Origin of the sequence: Pseudoflavonifractor sp. An85, assembly GCF_002161235.1 — a bacterium.
Classification (GTDB): domain Bacteria; phylum Bacillota; class Clostridia; order Oscillospirales; family Oscillospiraceae; genus Enterenecus.
Window position 1 is genome coordinate 36986 of record NZ_NFHE01000010.1, and the last position, 19532, is coordinate 56517.

Sequence of the window (19532 nt, forward strand, 5' to 3'; positions counted from 1 at the left end):
TTCAGGGCATAATAGAGAAAAAGGAGGCTGCTGCCATGAACCGAACTTTATTTTATAATGGCCCCATTCTCACCATGGAGTCCCCCGTGCCCACCGACGCTCTGTTGGTGGAAGATGGGCGTATTGTCGCCCTGGGCGCGGATGCCCGGAATGCCACCGGGGCAACCAAAGTGGACTTGCAGGGGGACACCCTCATGCCCGCCTTTGTAGACCCCCACAGCCATTTATCTGCAGCGTCCAACAGCCTGCTGCAAGTCCCCCTGGGGGAGGTGTCCGACTTTGCCCAGCTGGAGAAGGCGGTGGCCGGATTCATCCGGGACAACCACATTCCTGCTGGGCAATGGGTGTTCGGTCAGGGCTACGACCACAACCACCTCACCGAGCACGCCCACCCCACGAAAGAACTGTTGGACAAGGCCGCTCCCAACAACCCGGTGGTCATCCAGCACGCCTCGGGCCACATGGGGGTATTCAACTCCGCCGCCCTTCACCAGCTCTTTCTCACCGGCAACACCCCTGACCCGGAAGGTGGCACCTTTGGCCGAAAAGATGGGGAACTCACCGGATACGCCGAGGAAAACGCCTTTGTCAACAACCTCCGCCGGGCCCCTATGCCCGGGTTTGACCAGCTGAAAGACGCCTTTGCCCGGGCCCAGCACACCTACGCCGCCCACGGCATCACCACCGCCCAGGAGGGCATGATGGCCGCCGAGCTGTTCCCCCTCTATCAGGGATTGGTGGCCCAAAACGCCCTGGTTTTGGACGTGGTGGGCTATCCCGGGGTGGCCGATCTCCACGCCGCCCGGATGGCCTTTCCGGACAGCGTAGGTGGTTACCACCACGGGCTACGGCTGGGTGGCGTGAAAATCTTTTTGGACGGCTCCCCTCAGGGGCGCACGGCGTGGCTGCGCACCCCCTACCAGGGAGAAACCGAATACCGGGGCTATCCCACCATGACGGACAAGCAAGTAGAGGAGGCCCTCACCCTGGCCGCAGAAGAAGGGGTGCAGATTCTGGCCCACTGCAACGGCGATGCCGCCGCCCAACAGTACCTGGATATGGGGGCCAAGGTCATGCAGAGCCACCCCAACCTCAAAGTGGTGCGGCCCGTCATCATCCACGCCCAACTCCTTGGAGTGGATCAGCTGCCCCAGGCCAAGGCGCTGGGGTTCACCCCCTCCTTCTTTGTGGCCCATGTGTACCACTGGGGGGACATCCACCTGCAAAACCTGGGGGCCAAGCGGGCCGCCGCCATCTCCCCCGCCAAGGCTGCCCTGGATTTGGGCATGCCCTTCACCTTCCACCAGGACACCCCCGTCATCCCCTGCGACATGTTGGAGACCGTGTGGTGTGCCGTCAACCGGGTGACCAAAAACGGGGTGCAGCTGGGCCCTGAGCAGCGGATTCCTGTCTATGAGGCGTTGAAAGCGATCACCGTCCATGCCGCCTGGCAATACGGCGAGGAGAAGGAAAAAGGTTCTCTGGCCGTGGGCAAGCAGGCCAACCTGGTGCGGCTGTCCGCCAATCCCTTGGAGGTACGGCCTGAGGCTCTGCGGGAGATCTCTGTGGTGTCCACCTGGAAGCAAGGCGAGGTGCTGTACCAGGGGTAAGGGGAAGAATCCCCCTTTTCAACTGGGCTCCGTTCCGCTATAATCGGTATAATATGACATGAACGGGGGAGCAAGGATGATCCGCATTGCCATTGTTGACGACGATCCACTGTGGCTGGAACAGCTGCAAAACTATATCAAAACCTACGCCGACAGCTGCGGGCGGGAGTTTACGGTCCAAGTGTTCCCCGATGGTGAGGATTTGCTCCACCACTATCAGCCCAACTTCGACCTCATTTTTCTGGATGTGGAGATGGAATTTCTGGACGGCATGACCACCGCCAAGCTGATTCGGGAAACGGACCCCAATGTGGCCATTTTGTTTATCACCAACATGGCCCAATACGCCATCCGGGGCTATGAGGTGGATGCCATGGACTACCTGCTCAAGCCGGTGAGCTACACCACTTTCGCCCAGCGCATGGGCCGGGCCTTGGGGCGGCTGAAAAGCCGGGAACAGCACTTTGTGGGGGTGGCCATCCGAGGCGGCACCATGAAGCTGGCGGTGGAGGACATCCTCTATGTGGAGAGCCAGGGGCATTCCCTCATCTACCACACCCGGGGCCGGGACTATGTCAGTTCCGGCACCATGGGCGAGGCGGAAAAGATGCTTCAGCAGCATGATTTTTCCCGGGCCAACAAGGGTTACCTCATCAACCTGGCCCATGTGGATGGAGTACAGGACCAGTGCGCTTTGGTGGATGGGGATATGCTGCCCATCAGCCGCGCCCGAAAAGGAGCCTTTCTGGAAGCTCTGACCCGCCATATTGGGGGTGGGCATCCGTGACGGATAACATTCCCCGCCTATTTACCGCCCTGGCCGAATGGCTGGCCTGCATGGTGTACATCGGGCAATACCAACACCGGTTCTCCGGCAAACGCCTGGGGGCAGTGGCGGTGGGCGGACTGGTGGTGCAGGTGTTGTGGCTGGAGGTGACCAACCCCCTGCCCGTCCCCTTCTGGATTCCCGCCATGATGCTGGCCGTGGCGCTGATGTTCCTGCTCATCTATCTGTGCTGTACCCTGGACCCCATCAGCGCCGGGTACTGCGCCATACGGGCCTTTGTGCTGGCGGAGTTCGCCGCATCCTTGGAATGGCAAATTGACTACTTTATCAGCTGGTACATCCCCCGTCACTGGCTATTGTCCTGTGGAATCATGGCGGTGGTGTACGGGGCCGTGTTCACTCTGATGTATCACATCGAGCGCCGCGCCAACCAGGGCTTCCGCACCCTGAACATCCGGCCTGGAGAATTTATCTCCAGCGCTGTCATGGGCCTGGCGGCCTTTTTTATCAGCAACTTGAGTTTCGTCTCTTCCAACACCCCCTTCAGCAGCTTGTACGTCCGAGATATCTACAACGTGCGTACTCTGGTGGGGCTGGCTGGCGTGGTGATTCTCTACGCCTACCATGTGCAGCGGTGCCGGCTGTACACCACCCGGGAGTTGGATTCCATCAAGAACATCCTGCAAAACCAGTATGTGCAGTATCGGCAGTCCCGGGAGAGCATTGAGCTGATCAACCGCAAGTATCACGACCTCAAACATCAGATTGCCATACTGCGTGCGGAAGAAAATCCCCAGCAGCGCGCGGCGTTTTTGGACAAGATGGAGGCAGAAATTCAGCACTATGAGGCCCAGAACAAGACGGGAAACCCGGTGTTGGATACGGTGCTCACGGGAAAGAGCCTGTACTGTGCCAAGCACCAGATCAAGCTCACCTGTGTGGCCGATGGCACTGCCCTGGACTTTATGGATGTCACCGACATCTGCACCATCTTCGGCAACCTCCTGGACAACGCCATTGAGTATGAATTGACCATCCCCGACAAGGAACAGCGGCTCATTCACTTGGAAGTGTCCACCAAGAAGGGCTTTTTGCTCATCCGGTGCGAAAACTACTTCCAAGGCACGCTCATCTGCCAGGATGGCCTGCCCCGCACCACCAAGCAGGACACCGACTACCACGGCTATGGCCTGAAAAGCATCCGCTACACGGCCAGGAAGTACGGCGGCAACCTGACCGTAGACGGAGACAATGGATGGTTTGTGGCCACTCTGTTGGTGCCGTTGCCGCCATCAAAATGAATAGGATCTGATACACCCCCCTCCCCCGGTTTTGACATTATGCCCGAAGCCGGAGGAGGGGGGTTGTGCATATTTACCAATCCCACGCGCAGTTCAGGCGAAAAAGTAACCGTTTGTGCATTCACCTCCAATTTGTAAAGTTATTGTGTAGAATGGGAGTCACTAACTGGTATCTTCGTTTCAAGCCTCATTTCAATCTACCATGTAAGGAGGTTTTCCCTTGAAACACCAAGACATTCTGGACAAGCTGACCCTGGTACAGAAAGTGGCTCTGCTCTCCGGCCGGGATGTGTGGAGCACCTACCCCATGGACCACGCAGGGTTGCCCTCCATGGTGCTCTCCGACGGCCCCCACGGGGTGCGCCGCCAGCTGGGCGAAGGAGACCATTTGGGCCTCAACGCCAGTCAGCCCGCCACCTGTTTCCCCACCGCTGCCGGTATGGCCAACAGCTGGGATGAAGAGCTGGCCTATCAGGCGGGCCTCACCATCGGGGAAGAGGCCTCCTGCCTGGGTGTCAACGTGCTGCTGGGTCCTGGGCTGAACATCAAGCGTTCCCCTCTGGGCGGGCGCAACTTTGAATACTACTCCGAGGACCCCTACCTGTCCGGCAAAATGGCCGCCAGCTTCATCCGAGGCGCACAGGAAAACGGCATTTCCGCCTGTCCCAAGCACTTTGCCGCCAACAGCCAGGAGCACCTGCGCATGACCAACGACAGCGTGGTGGACGAGCGCACCCTGCGTGAGCTATACCTCACCGGCTTTGAGATCGCTGTCCAGGAGGGTCACCCCCGCTCCATCATGTCCTCCTACAACCGGGTCAACGGCGAGTACGCCAACGACAGCAAAAAACTGCTCACCGACATTCTCCGCCAGGAGTGGGGCTTTGACGGCTTTGTGGTCACCGACTGGGGTGGCTCCAACGACCATGTGGAAGGCGTGAAGGCGGGCAGCAATCTGGAAATGCCCGGCACCGGCGGCGACAGCGACCGGGAGATCTTCGCCGCCCTCCAGGATGGCCGCATCGACGAGGCCACCATTGACCAGCGGGTGGACGAGCTCATCGACGTAATTCTGGCCACCCACGCCGCCACCGCCCAGAGCAACAAGCAGTTTGACCAGGCCGCCCACCATCAGGTGGCCCGCATCACCGCATTGGAAACCGCTGTCCTACTGAAAAACGAGGGCAACATCCTGCCCCTGGCACCCGGCACCCGGGTGGCAGTGCTGGGCGACCTGGCTATTACGCCCCGGTATCAAGGCGCCGGCTCCTCGGTGGTCAATCCCACCAAACTGGACACCCCGCTGGACGCGCTGCAAAACAGTGAGTTAAACCTCATTGGCCACGCCCAGGGCTATCTCCGCTCGGACAAGGAGGATGCCAGTCTGCTCCAGGCCGCCGTACAGCTGGCGCAAGAGGCGGACGTGGTGCTGCTCTATCTGGGACTGCCGGAAATTTTCGAAAGCGAGGGCATGGATCGCACTCATATGCGCCTTCCCCACAACCAGATTGCCCTGGTAGATGCTGTGTCCCAGGTCAACCCCAACATTGTGGTGGTATTGGCCGGCGGCTCTCCCGTGGAGCTGCCCTTCCTGGATGCGTGTAAAGCCCTCATCCACGGCTACCTGGGCGGCCAGGCTGGGGCTGGAGCCATGGCAGACCTGCTGTGCGGCAAGGTCAGCCCCTCGGGCAAACTGGCGGAGAGCTATCCCATCCGCTACGAAGACACCCCCAACCATCGCTACTTTCCCGGCCAAGAGGCCACCTCGGAATACCGGGAATCTCTCTTTGTGGGCTATCGCTACTATCAGACCGTGGGCAAAAAAGTGGCCTTCCCCTTCGGCTTTGGCCTGAGCTACACCACCTTTGCCTATACGGACCTCACCGTCACCCAGAAGAAAGCCACCTTCACCCTCACCAACACCGGAACGGTGGCTGGCAGTGAAATCGCCCAGTTGTACATCTCCTGGCCCAACAGCCAGATTTTCCACCCCATCCGGGAGCTGAAAGGCTTTGCCAAGGTGCATCTCCAGCCCGGCGAGAGCAAGAGCGTCACCATCCCCCTGGACGACAAGGCCTTCCGTTACTTCAACGTGAAAACCAACCGATGGGAGGTGGAGGGCGGCACCTGCCAGATTCAGATTGGCGCCAGCGTGGAGGACATCCGTCTCACCGCTGCCCTGGAGGTTCTGGGCACCCACGCCCCCCTGCCCTATGACAAGGACACCTTTGCCTCCTATTTCTCCGGTCAGGTGGAGAACATCTCTCAGGAGCAGTTCGAGGCCCTGTTGGGCCGCCCGGTGCCCCCTGCCCGGTGGGATCGCAACGCCCCCCTGAATTTCAACGACAGCCTCATGCAGATGGAGTACGCCCGCTCTCCCCTGGCCCGCCTGGGCTACAACATCTTGAGGAAAATGCAAAAGAAGGCAGAGGCCAAGGGAGAACCCAACCTCAACGTGCTGTTCATCTACAACATGCCCTTCCGTGGTCTGGCCCGCATGACGGGCGGCATGCTGTCCACGGACATGGCTCGGGCCATCCAGTGTATGGCCAACGGCCACTTCTTTGGTGGAGCCAGACGACTCATCTCCGCCCACTTTGCCAACCGGAAAGCCCTAAAGGAGAGGAGTAAACAGCTGTGAATATCTGGACTAACTTTGCACAAAAACACCCGGCTGCTGCCAAATGGATTCGGGAAGGTGGGCTGTTCGTCATCGTCAGCAACCTGATTACCGTTTTCAAGTACTTCCTGTTGCAATTTCTCCCCGCTGCCTTTTCAGGGCTGCCTCTGGTGGACTTTGGCTGGCCCGGCATCCCCATCACCCTGTTTGGAGAGACCTTTCAGTGGAACATCCTGGGCTATGACGCCGCCCACGGCGGCCTGCCCTACTTCTGCGCCTACATGATCGCCATGTTTGTGGGTGAGTGCATCAACTTCCCCCTCCAACGCAACGTGGTGTTCCGCAGCAAAGGCAACGTCTTTTATCAGGCCCTGTGGTATCTTCTGGCCTTCTGCATCGTCACCTGCATCGTCAACTCCATCAACTGCGTGTGGGTGGCAGTGGCCGGGTTGTTTGTCCCCGACTTCATCTACAACATCGGCACCACCCTTCTCAACGGCGGCATTTCCATGGTCATCTTCTTCTTTGTCAACAAGGTCATCTTCCCTGAGGGAGCGGCCAAGGAAGCATGATAGAATGCGGCCAGCACTCTGAACATTTGGTTTTAAAAACTTGATATCACATTCAAAGCTATGTTTGATCGTTAATTTACTTTTAGGAGGAATGAAACATGTTAAAAAAGCTAAGAATGAGGCCCATTCTCAGCGCAATCTCCCTTTTGCTAGTAGTGGCGATTGTTGCAGGCAATGTCGTAATCAACCGATTTTCTTATGTCATCAATCAGGCATTAGCCGGAGACACCACCGACTATGGCAGTGCCAGTGCAGAGCTGCAAGAGGGCGATGAAATTGTCCAGGCCCTGGGCGAAGAGAGCATGGTACTGCTGAAAAACGAGGACAATTTTCTTCCCATTGACAAGGAGACAAAGGTCAATCTCTTTGGCTGGGCTTCCACGGATCAGGGCTTTCTGTTGGTGGGCGGCGGATCCGGAGGTACCGTCATTGCCGCACAGAACAAAGTTACTCTGACTTCGGCTTTTGACCAGGAAGGGCTTGCATATAACAAGGAACTTCTGGATGCCTACAGTGCAGTCAGTTCGGCCGATGCAGACGTTAACAGCAATTCTCCTGACTCTATGGCTGCACTTGCCAATCCCGACGCATCTTTTTATACGGAGGATAGAATGCAGCAAGCCAAGGAGTTCTCTGATACGGCTATTGTTGTACTCAGCCGCTTCTCTGGCGAAAACGCAAGCCAGACCGAGCTGATTGATATCGGCACCTATTCCAACGGAACATTTCTTGAGCTGACTGAAAATGAAAAGGCTATGTTTGATGCGTTGGAAGAGAATGATTTTAATGTCATTGTGCTCTTCAATACCACAAACAATATGGAAATGGGCTTTTTGGAGGAGTATGACTGTGTAAAGGCCGCTCTCTACGTAGGTCTTCCTGGTCAGTCCGGCGCCCTTGCCATTCCCAGAATCCTCTGTGGTGACGTCAATCCCTCCGGCAGAACGGCGGACACGCTGGCTTATGACTACCAGACCAATAATCCTACCTATGTAAATGGTCGATATGTGGATAACAGCATGGTATATCAAGAGGGCATCTATGTCGGCTATAAGTGGTACGAGACGGCCGATGAAGAGGGCTTCTTCGACAGCGTATCCAATGACTACGGAACGGGCTATGACGCTGTGGTCCAGTACCCCTTTGGCTATGGTCTGTCCTATACCGACTTTGAATGGGAGGCCAAGACCTCTTGGTCGGCCTCTGAGGATATGTCTGCAACCGGTAAATATACCGTTGAGGTAACGGTACACAATACCGGTGACAAGGCCGGTAAGGATGTGGTTGAGCTCTACAGTACGCCCCCTTATACCCAGGGCGGCATTGAGATGGCTTCCGTCAATCTGCTTGCCTTTGCCAAGACGGATCTGCTCCAGCCCGGCGAGAGCCAGACCGTAACCCTGACCTTTGATGCCTATGATCTTGCCTCGTATGACTACAATGACGCCAACGGCAATCAGTTCTCTGGATACGAAACGGTTCCGGGTGACTACGAGATTCGCCTGATGAAGAACTCCCATACCAATGGGGCCATGGTAGAAAACGGCGAGAGCTCCTTCCTTCTCCATTCTCCCGGCATTACCTTCCCCCAGGACCCTGACACCAATGCTGAGGTGAGCAATCTGTTCACTGGCGACACCGCCTATGCAGGCACCCCCATTGATGGATCTACCATGATTGAGGGCGGCGTGGACTATCTCTCCAGAGCCGATGGGTTTGCCAACTACCCCACCACCACCGCAGGTGCTCCCAGCAGCCAGGTCGATGAAATCGGTGTTTACGAATACGACGGCTACGACAATGCCGATGTTTCCGATATTCAGTATGGCGTTGACTCCGGAATGTATCTGGTTGTTGTTGAAAATGAAGACGGCTCCACGCAGCGAGCCACCCTCGACCAGCTGCAGGGAACCGATACAAGCGGAGGCAAGCTGGTCATTAACGAGGAACTCATGGAAACGCTCTCCGATTACGACGCAGAAGAGTGGGACGCATTCCTGGACCAGCTGACCGAGCAGGAAGTCAAGGATCTGATTGGCAAAGGTGGCTTTAAAAACGAAGCCGCTGACAGCGTGGGCAAACCCCTGTGTACCGACCGTGACGGCCCTGCCGGATTCAATATGGGCGTTACCAATCCCAATACCGAGACCAAGTGGACTGGCTTCCCCACCGAATCTCTGATCGGCTGCTGCTGGAACCCCTCCCTCACCTACAGTATGGGCGTTGCCCAGGGCAAAGTGGCCTCTGCAACGGGACTGCAGGGATGGTATGCACCGGGTGTCAATCTGCATCGCTCCGTGTATAACACCCGTAACTATGAATACTTCAGTGAGGATGCGGTGCTGACGGGCAAGCTGGCAGCATCTATCGTACAGGGCGCTAAGGAAAACAACCTCTATTGCTATGTCAAGCACTTTGCGGTCAGCGAAGCCGGTGCAAACCCCAACGACAAGAACACCTGGCTCACCGAGCAGGCCCTGCGGGAAACCTATCTGAAGCCCTTTGAAATGTGCGTCAAGGACGGCGGGGCAAACGGCATTATGAGTGCATTCAATCGCGTGGGTGCAGTATGGGCCGGTGCCAACCATGCCCTCATCACCGATTTGCTCCGTGGCGAATGGGGCTTCCATGGTACCGTGATCACAGACTGGTATCAGCCCTACTATATGGATTACACCCGGGGTCTTAAGGCTGGCAATAACCTGTGGCTCGATGGTACCTTTGACCGGGCAGCCGAGATTGACCTCTCGGATGCAGGAACGGCTTACAGCGCTCGCCAGGCCGTAAAGAATATCCTGTATACCTATGTCGTAACCACGACTGCGGTGTCCATCACCGATGTGCCCCAGTCTACTCTTTTCATTGCACTGTGGGTCGGTATCAATGTGATTCTTGTTGCCGGTTTGGGCACATGCGTATTCTTTATTGCCAAGCCTTCTAAGAAAAAGAAAAAATGATGTTCAGGGACAGGTGAAAATATCCCTCTGTGCATCCAAAAGGGCTGAAAAACACAGCTGCTGAAAAACAGGAGTCCACCAAAAGGGTGGACTCCTGTTTTTCTAAAAAGTATGACCTCCCACTGAGCTCTCTGGTCCAGGGGCACAGGCCACGACCAGCCTGTGAAATTTTTTCTCCTTGGGTGAATGGATTTCCCTCCCCCGTTCGTATTACAAGTGAAACCGGAAAAACAACAGACATGGAGGAATGATTATGTTAAAATTAGTAGCAGGATTGGTGGCAGGGGCCACCCTTCTCACCGTGGGCACCGTGTCCGCTTTTGCCGCTTCCCAGGGCAACTGCCTGGGGGATTGCACCAAAACCCGGGCCTGTGACACCACCAACTGCTCCGCCCAGTGCTATGTGGACCAGAACAGTGATGGGGTTTGCGACAACCGAGGCACCGTGTGCAACGGACGGTACTATGTAGATGTGGACAATGATGGCGTGTGCGACAACCAGGGCCAGAACTATGTGGACACCGACAACGACGGTATCTGCGACAACCAGGGCACCCACTGCCAAGGTGGCAACCAGGGGCACCACGGCAACGGCTACCGGGGCGGACACCACGGGTAATTCGACACAAAGCAAGGTGATTTCATGAGGAGCGAAGAGGAGGTCACCAGGGCCATTGAAACGTATTCCGACACCGTCCAACGGCTCTGTCTCATCCATCTGAAAAACCAAGCGGATACCGAGGACATTTTTCAAACGGTGTTTTTGAAATATGCCCTCTGCTCCACTGTGTTTGAAAGCGCTCAGCATGAAAAGGCCTGGATCATCCGGGTGACCCTCAACGCCTGCAAGGATCTTCTCAAAAGCTTCTTCCGCTCCCGCACCGTCCCCTTGGATGCCCTATTGGAACAGGCCGCCCCGGAGGCGGAGGCCCACCCCGAGGTGCTCCAGGCAGTGCTGACCTTGCCGGAGAAATACCGGCAGGTCATTTACTTACACTATTACGAGGGGTACACCGCCCCAGAGATAGGAAAACTGCTGAATAAAAACGTCAATTCCGTATATACTCTGCTGAATCGAGCCAAAAAACAGCTGAAAGAGATCCTGGGAGGTGAGGGGCTTGGATAACCGTATGAAAGAGGCCTTTGACCAGATACACGCCTCCCAGGAGCTGAAAGCACACACCCACCGCCAAGTGCTCCAGGCCATGGAGGCCCAGCACAAGCCCGCCCAGTCGGTGTGGAAGCCCCTCTGTGCCCTGGCCGCATGTCTGCTGGTGGTGGTGCTGGGCCTGGGTGGGTATCACCTCTATTTCACCCCCACGTCCGTCATCAGCATCGACATCAACCCCTCCCTGGAAGTGGATGTGAACCGTCTGGGCCGGGTCATCGGCCTCCACGGCTACAACCAGGACGGGGAGGAATTTGTGGCCTCCCTGGACGTACTCCACCAGAACTACCAGCAGGCGATGGATGAAATCTTGAACAGCGACACCATTGTGGACTGCCTCAACAGGGGCGGGTTCCTGTCCATATCGGTGGTGGAGCTGAGCGGAAACCAGGGGGATGAGATCACCACCTATGTCTCCGACTGCACCTCCGGCCATCACAATGTCTCCTGCTCCACCATCTCCTCCCAGGAAGCCCATGAGGCCCATCACGTGGGACTGTCCTACGGAAAATATGAAATTTACGCCCAGATTGTGGCCTATGACCCGGATTTCACCCCGGAAGAAGCCAACGAGATGACCATGCGGGAGCTGCGGGATATGCTGGCGCGTCTGCAAACAGATGATCCGCAGCAAACGCCTCCCACTGTGGATGACACAGACAGCAGCGGCGAAAAAGGACACGGCCAAGGCAACGGCAACCAGCATGGCCACAGCAACCATAGTTAATCCCTCTCTCCCAGAGGCTGAGCACTGAGATTGTTCTCCGTGCTCAGCCTCTTTTTACATGCAAAGGAAATGATTTCCTCCATTTTTTGCAGCAAAAAAGTGGGTTTTTACCAAAAAGCACGGTATAATAGCCCCATTCATCTTTTGTACCGCACCCCCCCGCTCTTTGATTTTCTGTTGTGTGCCCAAGGGGCTAATATAAAAGTTGCCACATTCATTGCATGTTTTTTATATTGAAAAATTAGGCGCTTTTTGGGGATAATTGAGAAAAGGAGAAACCTTATGATTACTGTTTCAAAAAGGCAAAAAGAAATAATTCAATATTTGATGAAGCAGACCGACTATGTGACCATCTCAGATATCGCCACAAAGTTCTCCATGGGTGACCGCACATGCAGAAATGATTTGTCCGCCATCGGCCTATTCCTCAAGCAGGCCAACCTGTCTTTGAGTCGAAAACCGGGCAAAGGCATTCTTCTGGACTGTTCTAACCTGGAGCGGCAGACGCTGCAAACCCTTCTGCAAACCTCAGACACCCGCTTTTACAGTCGAAAAGAGCGGGAGAACCTCTCCATTGCTCTGCTGCTGCTCAACGAAACCACCACCTTTCAGGAGTTGGCGGACATTTGTCTGGTCAGCCGCCAAACGGTGATCAACCAGTTTGACAGTTTGGAGCAGCGGTTGTCCAAGCACACGCTCACCATTGAGAAGGTACCCGGCCAGGGCCTGCGGCTGAAAGGGGAAGAGAAGTGTATCCGCTTTCAGTTCTTGGAGCTGTTGGGTATGCAGTTGTGCAAAGAGGAGATCTACAACCTCTTTGTCCACCACCCCTCTCTCCAACCCTATCTTGCCACCGCCGCACAGCTGGTGGATGAGATTCAGGAGCTGAAGAAAGTACAGTTTATGGACTACCGGCGGATTCAGCTCATGCTCTGCTATACCATGAGCCGCATCCACCTAGGCCACACCCTTCGTATGGACTGGGTTTATGAGGACACCTCCCAGCTCAAACAGCTGGTAGAGCGCTATTTTCGTCCCCATTCGGAGCAATACTACATCTGCTCCCTCATCCAATCCGAGCGCACCAGTCAGTCTGCCACAGGAGAAGCCATCCCCGATGAGGCACAGATGATTTCCCAAGAGCTGATTTCCGCTCTGGCACACATGCACCCCATTGAGCAAGAGGCCCTGCGAGATATGATTGACGGCCTGACCGCCCACCTGCGGGCAGCCATATACCGCACCCGCAACCACATTCACATATACAATGAATTGCTCAATGAGATCAAGTTGTCCGTCTCCCTGATGTTTGAGTTCACTTTGGGAGAAATGGGGAAGATTTCCCAAAAGTATGGCATTCCCTTTGATGAAAATGAGATTGCATACATCGCCATGTATCTCACTTCCATCTACGAAACCAGCATCAAAACCAACGTCTCTCTGGACGTGCTCATTGTATGCTCCTACGGACTGGCCACCAGCGCCGTTTTGAAGCTGCGGCTGGAACAGGCTTTCCCTGACTGCAACGTCTGGGGTCCCTGTTCTCTGGACCAGGTGGATGAGTACCTTCAGACCAACAACATAGATCTGATCATCTCCGCCAACAACTACTCCCATCCTCGGATTCCCGTGGTGGTGGTAGACCCGCTGTTGCCGGAAAAGGACTTGGAACGCATTCGCCAGACTCTATATCACGACTCGTACTCTCTGGTCTGCTCCACCTTTCTCAAGGCCTATTCCACCCAGCCCCACACCCACTGCATCGGCAACTACATTCTCCCGGAGAACATCCAGATTTTGGACCATTGCAGCAGCTGGAACGATGCCATCAAAATCGCCTCTGCCCCTTTGCTCCAGCGCGGGGACATAGAACAGCGGTATGTGGATCAGATGATCAACGCCGTAAACAACTACGGCACCTACATGGTGCTCACCCCTGAGGTTACGTATGTCCACGCCGGTGTCAACGACGGCATCCAGCGCAACTGTGCGGCCATGCTCTTGCTGCGCACCCCCATTCTCTTTGGAAATTTCGACCGGAAACGGATTCGGGCGGTGGTGGTGTTGGGCATCAACAACCGTCAGGAGGACAGCGAACTCATTAACCTGGCCTACATCTTGGGAAACGAAGATAATCTCCAACGATTGAAGGATCAACATATCACCATTGAAGAAATTTTAGCACTACACGATTAACAACACGGAAGGGGAAACTTATGTCAGCCAACATATCCTTAGACCACATTCTCATTGGTCAAACTGCCTCCACCTGGGAGGAGGCAATCCGCACAGCCGCCACTCCTCTGGTGGACAGTCACTCCATCACTCCGGAGTATGTCCGGCAAATGATTCAAAGCGTGGAAACTTACGGCCCGTACATCGTCTTGATGCCCGGCTTCGCCCTGGCCCATGCCTCCCCTGGCAGCGACGTGTTGCATTCGGACATCTCCATTGCCACCTTCCAGCCTCCTGTGGACTTCCACAGCGAGAATGGACCCGTCTCCGTGGTCATGTGTCTGGCCTGCACCGACCGCACGTCTCACATTGACCGTCTCCAGAGCATTGCCTCCACCCTGATGGATGCCGACAGCATCCGCAGAATTGCAGCCTGCAAAAATAAAGAAGAATTGTATTCTTTATTTCAGGAATAAACCAAACCATAAACAAGGAGGGAACAAACATGAAAAAGCCTAAGATTCAGACAGTGTGCGGATTCGGCTGCGGCTCCTCTCTCATGCTGCGCATGAACGTGGAGGCCATCGCCAAAAAGCACAACGTGGAAATCGAAGCCTTTTGCGGCGACGTGGGCACCTGCTGTGCCAACGACTGCGATGTGATCTTCATTTCCAAGGAGTTGGCCCAGCGCATTCAGGATCGCGCCAAGGTACCCATTGTAGAGTTCAACAACTTCATGAATAAGCAAGAAGTTGAAGAAAAGACCCTGGCCTATTTCCAGACACTGAACTAACCAACATCAGGGAGGACGTTTGTTATGGGAGTCTTAAATTTTATCATCAATGAAATTTTTGGCCAAGGTGCAATCTTTATTGCCCTGATCGCCTGCATTGGCCTGATTCTGCAAAAAAAATCTTTTTCTGAGATCGTCCGTGGTACGGTGATGACCGCCGTTGGCTTCTTCATCCTGTCCACCGGTACCGGCTTGATTACCGGCAACTCCATCGACGGCATTTCCACCGCCTTCAACACCATCATGCCTCAGGCTGTGGAGTCCAAGACCGTGGATATCGGCACCATGTACGGCACCGAAATCGGTATCGTCATGATCGTGGCCTTTGCCATCAACCTGCTGGTGGCTCGCTTCACCCGCTGGAAATCCGTGTTCCTCACCGGACACATGCTCTACTGGTTCCCCTTTGTGTTCATTGCCGCTGGCGTGGACGCTGGACTCACCGGCGGTAAGCTGATTATCCTGGCCGCCATCTTCACCGCTGTGTATATGGTTGTCTCCCCCAACCTCATGCGTCCCTTTGTCAAGGCTGTCACCGGGGATGACTCCTTTACCATCGGTCACCCCACCACCTGCCTGTCTGTGGTCTCCGGCCTGTTGGGCAAAGTGGTGGGCAACAAGGAGCACTCCACCGAGGATCTGAAGATTCCCTCCTCGCTGGGCTTTTTGAGAGAGATCTCCATCACCGGCTCCCTGGCCATTGCTTTGACCTATGCCGTGATGTACGGCCTGCTGCTGGCCAACGGCTATGATCCCGCCCAGGTGTGGGGCTATGCCGAGGGCACCACCGGCGCTTTCACCTACATCTTCACCCACGCCATTTACTTTGGTGTCGGTATCACCATCATGCTCCAGGGCGTGCGCATGTTGATCGCCGAGATCGTTCCCGCCTTCAAGGGCATTGCCGACAAGTTTGTCCCCAACGCCATCCCCGCTCTGGACGTTCCCGTGATCTTCCCCTATGCCCCCAACGCTCTGGTCATCGGCTTCCTGGTGGCCATGGTCACCTCCATCATCACCATCCTGCTCACCGCTGGTATGTTCCCCACCGTGGTCATTCCTCTGGTGTCCACCTGCTTCTTTGAGATTGGCTGCGCCGCCATTGTGGGCAACGCCACCGGCGGTGTCCGTGGCTGCATCATCGGTGCTGCCGTGTCCGGCATCATCATGGTCTTCCTGGTGGGCTTCGGCGCCTACTTCTTCAACAACACCATTCAGCAGTGGATGCTGGTGTACGGCGGCCAGGACTTCTCCCTGTGGGGCATCGTCGAGGGTCTCATCGCCCGACTGATCGCATAACTGCCCCCCGTTCCATCCATCTCCCACACGCTTGCATAGGAAAGGTATATCTACCATGAGTTTCAAGTACATGGACCGTATTTATCAGCTTCTTCACACCGTGGAACAGGAAGAGGCCACCCACATGCATCAGGCCGTGGACCTGCTCTTTGACTGCGTCCAGCGCAAAGGTACCATTTACACCTTTGGCGCCAGCCATGCGGGCATCCTCAGCGAGGAGCTGTACTACCGCGCCGGCGGACTGATGCTGTTCAACCCCATCTTCGGCCGGGAGCTGATGCTGGATTCCAGCCCCATCACCCTGACCAGCCAAATGGAGCGCTGCCCCGGCTATGGCACAGCACTGGCACAAAACAAAGCGGACTTTCAGCCTGGAGATGTGCTCATCGTCCATTCCGTGTCCGGACGCAATCCCGTGGCCATTGAAATCGCCGCAGAGGCCAAAGACAAGGGCGCGGCCGTCATCGCTGTGACCAACTTGTCCTACTCCAAGTCCGTGATCTCCCGCCACCCCTCCGGCCTGCGCCTGTTTGAGTTGGCGGACATCATCCTGGACAACCACGGCGACGTGGGAGATGCCTGCGTGGAAATCAGCGGCATCCAGCAGAAGGTCTCCCCCACCTCCACGGTGGTAGGCGCCACTATGCTCAACTCCATTGTAGCCGAGTTGGCTCAAAAGTTGGTGGATTCCGGCATGAAAAAGCCCCCCATCTTTTACAGCGCCAACCTGGACGGCGGCGACGAGCTGAACCAAGCCCTGTACCAAAAGTACCGGGATTCCATTCGCTACGCATTCTAATTTCTTTCCTTCCTCAATAGACAAAGAGCGGAGAATTGCCCATAAAGGCAATTCTCCGCTCCTTGTTTTCTTTATTCTTATGCAATCACCAGTTCATCTCCCTGGGCATCCACCACGATGGTGCTGTCCGGGGTGACCTCTCCGGCGATGATCTTGCGGCCCACCAGATTCTCCACGGTGTGCTGCAGGTAGCGGCGCAGGGGCCGAGCGCCATACATGGGATCGTAGGCAGACTCCAGCACCAGATCCTTGGCGGCATCGGTGAGTTCCACATGCAGCCGCTTGTCGGCCAGACGGCGGTTGAGGCTATCCAGCTGCAAGTCGATGATGTGGAAGATGTTGTCCTTCGTCAGGGGCTTGTAGAACACAATCTCGTCCAGACGGTTCAAGAACTCCGGCCGGAAGGAGCGGCGCAGCAGCTCCTCCACCTGGTTTTTGGCCTCGGGACTGATCTCCCCATCCGCCTGGATGCCGTCCAGCAGGAACTGGCTGCCCAGGTTGGAGGTGAGGATGATGACGGTATTCTTAAAGTCCACGGTGCGGCCCTGGCTGTCGGTGATACGGCCGTCGTCCAGCACCTGGAGCAGCACATTGAACACGTCGGGGTGGGCCTTCTCCACCTCGTCAAACAAAATGACGGAGTAGGGGTGACGGCGCACCGCCTCGGTGAGCTGGCCGCCCTCCTCGTAGCCCACGTATCCGGGAGGGGCTCCGATGAGGCGGGAGACGGAGAACTTCTCCATGTACTCGCTCATGTCAATGCGCACCAGGTTCTTCTCGCTGTCAAAGAGGGCCTCGCTGAGGGTCTTGGCCAGCTCGGTTTTACCCACACCGGTGGGGCCCAGGAACAGGAAGGAGCCGATGGGCTTGTTGGGGTCGGCGATACCGGCCCGGGAGCGGAGGATGGCCTCGCTGACCAGCCGCACCGCCTCGTCCTGGCCCACCACACGCTGGTGGAGAATGTCCTCCAGGTGCAGCAGCTTCTCCCGCTCGCCCTCCATGAGCTTGGCCACGGGAATGCCGGTCCAGCGCTCCACGATGCGGGCAATCTCCTCTTCGGTGACCTTATCCCGGAGCAGCTGATTCTCCTTCTGGTTAGCAGCAATGGCCTCCTCCTCCTGGAGCTGCTTTTGCAGGCCGGGGATGGTGCCATATTGCAGCTGGGCAGCCTTCTCCAGGTCGTACTCCCGCTGGGCTTTCTCCAGCTGGGCGTTGGCCTGTTCCAGCTCCTCCCGCAGCTTCTGCACCTTGCCGATGGCATTCTTCTCGTTCTCCCACTTGGCCTTGCCGGCGTTGAACTCGTCCCGCATCTCGGCCAGTTCCTTCTGGATGTCGGCCAGACGGGCACGGGACAGCTCGTCCTCTTCCTTCTTCAAGGCGGCCTCCTCGATCTCGTGCTGGATGATCTTCCGGGAGATCACGTCCAGCTCGGTGGGCATGGAGTCCATCTCGGTGCGGATGAGGGCGCAGGCCTCGTCGATGAGGTCGATGGCCTTGTCGGGGAGGAATCGGTCTGTGATATACCGGTCGGACAGGGTGGCGGCAGCCACAATGGCGCCGTCGGTGATCTTCACGCCGTGGAACACCTCATAGCGCTCTTTCAGGCCACGGAGGATGGCCACGGCGTCCTCCACCGTGGGCTCGTTGACCATCACAGGCTGGAACCGGCGCTCCAGGGCAGCATCCTTCTCAATATACTGACGGTACTCGTTGAGGGTGGTGGCGCCAATGCAGTGCAGCTCGCCCCGGGCCAGCAGAGGCTTCAACAGGTTGCCCGCGTCCATGGCGCCCTCGGTCTTGCCGGCGCCTACGATGGTGTGCAGCTCGTCGATGAACAGGATGATACGCCCCTCGGACTTCTTCACCTCGTTCAAAACAGCTTTCAGACGCTCCTCAAACTCGCCCCGATACTTGGCACCTGCAATCAAAGCGCCCATATCCAGAGCAAAAATGGTCTTGTCTTTCAGCCCCGCAGGCACATCGCCTTTCACGATCCGCTGGGCCAGACCCTCGGCAATGGCGGTTTTACCCACGCCAGGCTCGCCGATGAGCACGGGGTTGTTTTTGCTCTTGCGGGACAGGATGCGGATGACGTTGCGGATCTCGTCGTCACGGCCAATGACGGGGTCCAGCTTGTTCTGCCGGGCCCGCTCCACCAGGTCGCTGCCGTACTTTTTCAGGGCCTCGTAAGTCTCCTCAGGGTTGTCGCTGGTGACCCGCTGGTTGCCTCGCAGGGCGGCCAGGGCCTGCATCACCTGCTCCCGCTCCACCCGGTAGGTTTTCAGCAGCTCCTTGATGGTGCTGTCCGCCTTGTCCATCAGACCCAGCAACAGGTGCTCCACTGAGACAAACTCGTCCTTCATGCTCCCGGCCACGGACACAGCCTGATTCATGGCCTGATCCACACCGGAAGAGATATACACCTGGTCGGCTCTCCGGCCCGAGCCGGACACCTTGGGCAGCTTCTCCATCTCGTGGCGGAGAGCGGCGTCAAAGGATTCGACGGTCATGCCCATGTGGGTGAGCAGCTGAGGGATGAATCCCCCCTCCTGCTCCACCAGGGCGCAGAGCAGATGCACCTGCTCGATCTGTTGGTTTCCATGTTCGGTGGCCAGGGTCTGGGCGGCCTGCACCGCCTCCAGGGACTTCTGGGTAAATTGATTCATATTCATAAGGCTACACTCCTTTGCATGGGGTACAAGCCCCAATCTGTCGTTTGACCTT

Annotated in this window: 15 protein-coding genes; 14 read left to right on the forward strand and 1 reads right to left on the reverse strand. The window is 56.6% G+C overall.

Annotation, left to right across the window (positions count from 1 at the left end; genetic code table 11):
• Window positions 1-35: 35 nt before the first annotated feature.
• From B5G37_RS06555 to B5G37_RS06620, 14 genes are all read left to right on the forward strand, one after another.
• On the forward strand, window positions 36-1610 hold the full coding sequence (locus tag B5G37_RS06555; RefSeq protein ID WP_087255702.1) for an amidohydrolase: 1575 nt from the start codon (window positions 36-38) through the stop codon (window positions 1608-1610).
• A gap of 76 nt (window positions 1611-1686) precedes the next feature.
• The gene (locus B5G37_RS06560) at window positions 1687-2397 is read left to right on the forward strand and encodes a LytTR family DNA-binding domain-containing protein (RefSeq protein WP_087255704.1); all 711 of its coding nucleotides are present in this window, start codon (window positions 1687-1689) and stop codon (window positions 2395-2397) included.
• Window positions 2394-3698: a sensor histidine kinase gene (locus B5G37_RS06565; protein ID WP_242962793.1), complete on the forward strand. Its 1305-nt coding sequence runs from the start codon at window positions 2394-2396 to the stop codon at window positions 3696-3698. Before B5G37_RS06560 ends, B5G37_RS06565 begins: the two co-directional genes overlap by 4 nt.
• 220 nt (window positions 3699-3918) lie before the next feature.
• Window positions 3919-6339, forward strand: a complete 2421-nt coding sequence (locus B5G37_RS06570) for a glycoside hydrolase family 3 C-terminal domain-containing protein (RefSeq protein WP_204217885.1) — start codon at window positions 3919-3921, stop codon at window positions 6337-6339.
• Entirely contained in the window at window positions 6336-6890 is a 555-nt protein-coding gene (locus B5G37_RS06575; protein ID WP_087255706.1) for a GtrA family protein, read from the forward strand. Before B5G37_RS06570 ends, B5G37_RS06575 begins: the two co-directional genes overlap by 4 nt.
• 98 nt (window positions 6891-6988) lie before the next feature.
• Window positions 6989-9847 (forward strand): glycoside hydrolase family 3 protein, encoded by a 2859-nt coding sequence (locus tag B5G37_RS06580; protein WP_087255707.1) that lies wholly within the window; start codon window positions 6989-6991, stop codon window positions 9845-9847.
• A 253-nt stretch (window positions 9848-10100) separates the two neighbouring features.
• Window positions 10101-10466, forward strand: coding sequence for a hypothetical protein (locus B5G37_RS06585; protein WP_087255709.1), 366 nt, complete (start codon window positions 10101-10103; stop codon window positions 10464-10466).
• Window positions 10467-10490: 24 nt separating this feature from the next.
• Window positions 10491-10973, forward strand: a complete 483-nt coding sequence (locus B5G37_RS06590) for an RNA polymerase sigma factor (protein WP_087255711.1) — start codon at window positions 10491-10493, stop codon at window positions 10971-10973.
• Window positions 10966-11742 carry a hypothetical protein gene (locus tag B5G37_RS06595; protein ID WP_087255713.1) on the forward strand — a complete coding sequence of 259 codons (777 nt, stop codon included), beginning with the start codon at window positions 10966-10968 and terminating at the stop codon, window positions 11740-11742. The genes B5G37_RS06590 and B5G37_RS06595 overlap by 8 nt, the downstream gene beginning before the upstream one ends.
• A gap of 282 nt (window positions 11743-12024) precedes the next feature.
• Window positions 12025-13938, forward strand: coding sequence for a BglG family transcription antiterminator (locus tag B5G37_RS06600; RefSeq protein WP_087255716.1), 1914 nt, complete (start codon window positions 12025-12027; stop codon window positions 13936-13938).
• 20 nt (window positions 13939-13958) lie between these two features.
• Window positions 13959-14393, forward strand: a complete 435-nt coding sequence (locus B5G37_RS06605; RefSeq protein ID WP_087255718.1) for a PTS sugar transporter subunit IIA — start codon at window positions 13959-13961, stop codon at window positions 14391-14393.
• A gap of 29 nt (window positions 14394-14422) precedes the next feature.
• Window positions 14423-14710 (forward strand): PTS sugar transporter subunit IIB, encoded by a 288-nt coding sequence (locus B5G37_RS06610; RefSeq protein ID WP_087255720.1) that lies wholly within the window; start codon window positions 14423-14425, stop codon window positions 14708-14710.
• Between the two features lie 24 nt (window positions 14711-14734).
• A complete protein-coding gene (locus B5G37_RS06615; RefSeq protein WP_087255722.1) occupies window positions 14735-16009 on the forward strand; it encodes a PTS ascorbate transporter subunit IIC in 1275 nt (424 codons plus the stop codon).
• A 55-nt stretch (window positions 16010-16064) separates the two neighbouring features.
• On the forward strand, window positions 16065-16808 hold the full coding sequence (locus B5G37_RS06620; protein ID WP_087255724.1) for an SIS domain-containing protein: 744 nt from the start codon (window positions 16065-16067) through the stop codon (window positions 16806-16808).
• A 77-nt stretch (window positions 16809-16885) separates the two neighbouring features.
• On the opposite strand, the gene clpB is transcribed toward B5G37_RS06620, so the two are convergent.
• Window positions 16886-19480 carry an ATP-dependent chaperone ClpB gene (gene clpB / locus B5G37_RS06625; RefSeq protein ID WP_087255726.1) on the reverse strand — a complete coding sequence of 865 codons (2595 nt, stop codon included), beginning with the start codon at window positions 19478-19480 and terminating at the stop codon, window positions 16886-16888.
• Window positions 19481-19532: the final 52 nt, after the last annotated feature.

Bases quoted from the DNA above. Each gene is read 5' to 3' on its own strand.
- B5G37_RS06555 (WP_087255702.1), top strand. From the start codon at position 36: ATGAACCGAACTTTATTTTATAATGGCCCCATTCTCACCATGGAGTCC.
- B5G37_RS06560 (WP_087255704.1), top strand. From the start codon at position 1,687: ATGATCCGCATTGCCATTGTTGACGACGATCCACTGTGGCTGGAACAG.
- B5G37_RS06580 (WP_087255707.1), top strand. From the start codon at position 6,989: ATGTTAAAAAAGCTAAGAATGAGGCCCATTCTCAGCGCAATCTCCCTT.
- B5G37_RS06585 (WP_087255709.1), top strand. From the start codon at position 10,101: ATGTTAAAATTAGTAGCAGGATTGGTGGCAGGGGCCACCCTTCTCACC.
- B5G37_RS06590 (WP_087255711.1), top strand. From the start codon at position 10,491: ATGAGGAGCGAAGAGGAGGTCACCAGGGCCATTGAAACGTATTCCGAC.
- B5G37_RS06600 (WP_087255716.1), top strand. From the start codon at position 12,025: ATGATTACTGTTTCAAAAAGGCAAAAAGAAATAATTCAATATTTGATG.
- B5G37_RS06605 (WP_087255718.1), top strand. From the start codon at position 13,959: ATGTCAGCCAACATATCCTTAGACCACATTCTCATTGGTCAAACTGCC.
- B5G37_RS06610 (WP_087255720.1), top strand. From the start codon at position 14,423: ATGAAAAAGCCTAAGATTCAGACAGTGTGCGGATTCGGCTGCGGCTCC.
- B5G37_RS06615 (WP_087255722.1), top strand. From the start codon at position 14,735: ATGGGAGTCTTAAATTTTATCATCAATGAAATTTTTGGCCAAGGTGCA.
- B5G37_RS06620 (WP_087255724.1), top strand. From the start codon at position 16,065: ATGAGTTTCAAGTACATGGACCGTATTTATCAGCTTCTTCACACCGTG.
- clpB (WP_087255726.1), bottom strand. From the start codon at position 19,480: ATGAATATGAATCAATTTACCCAGAAGTCCCTGGAGGCGGTGCAGGCC.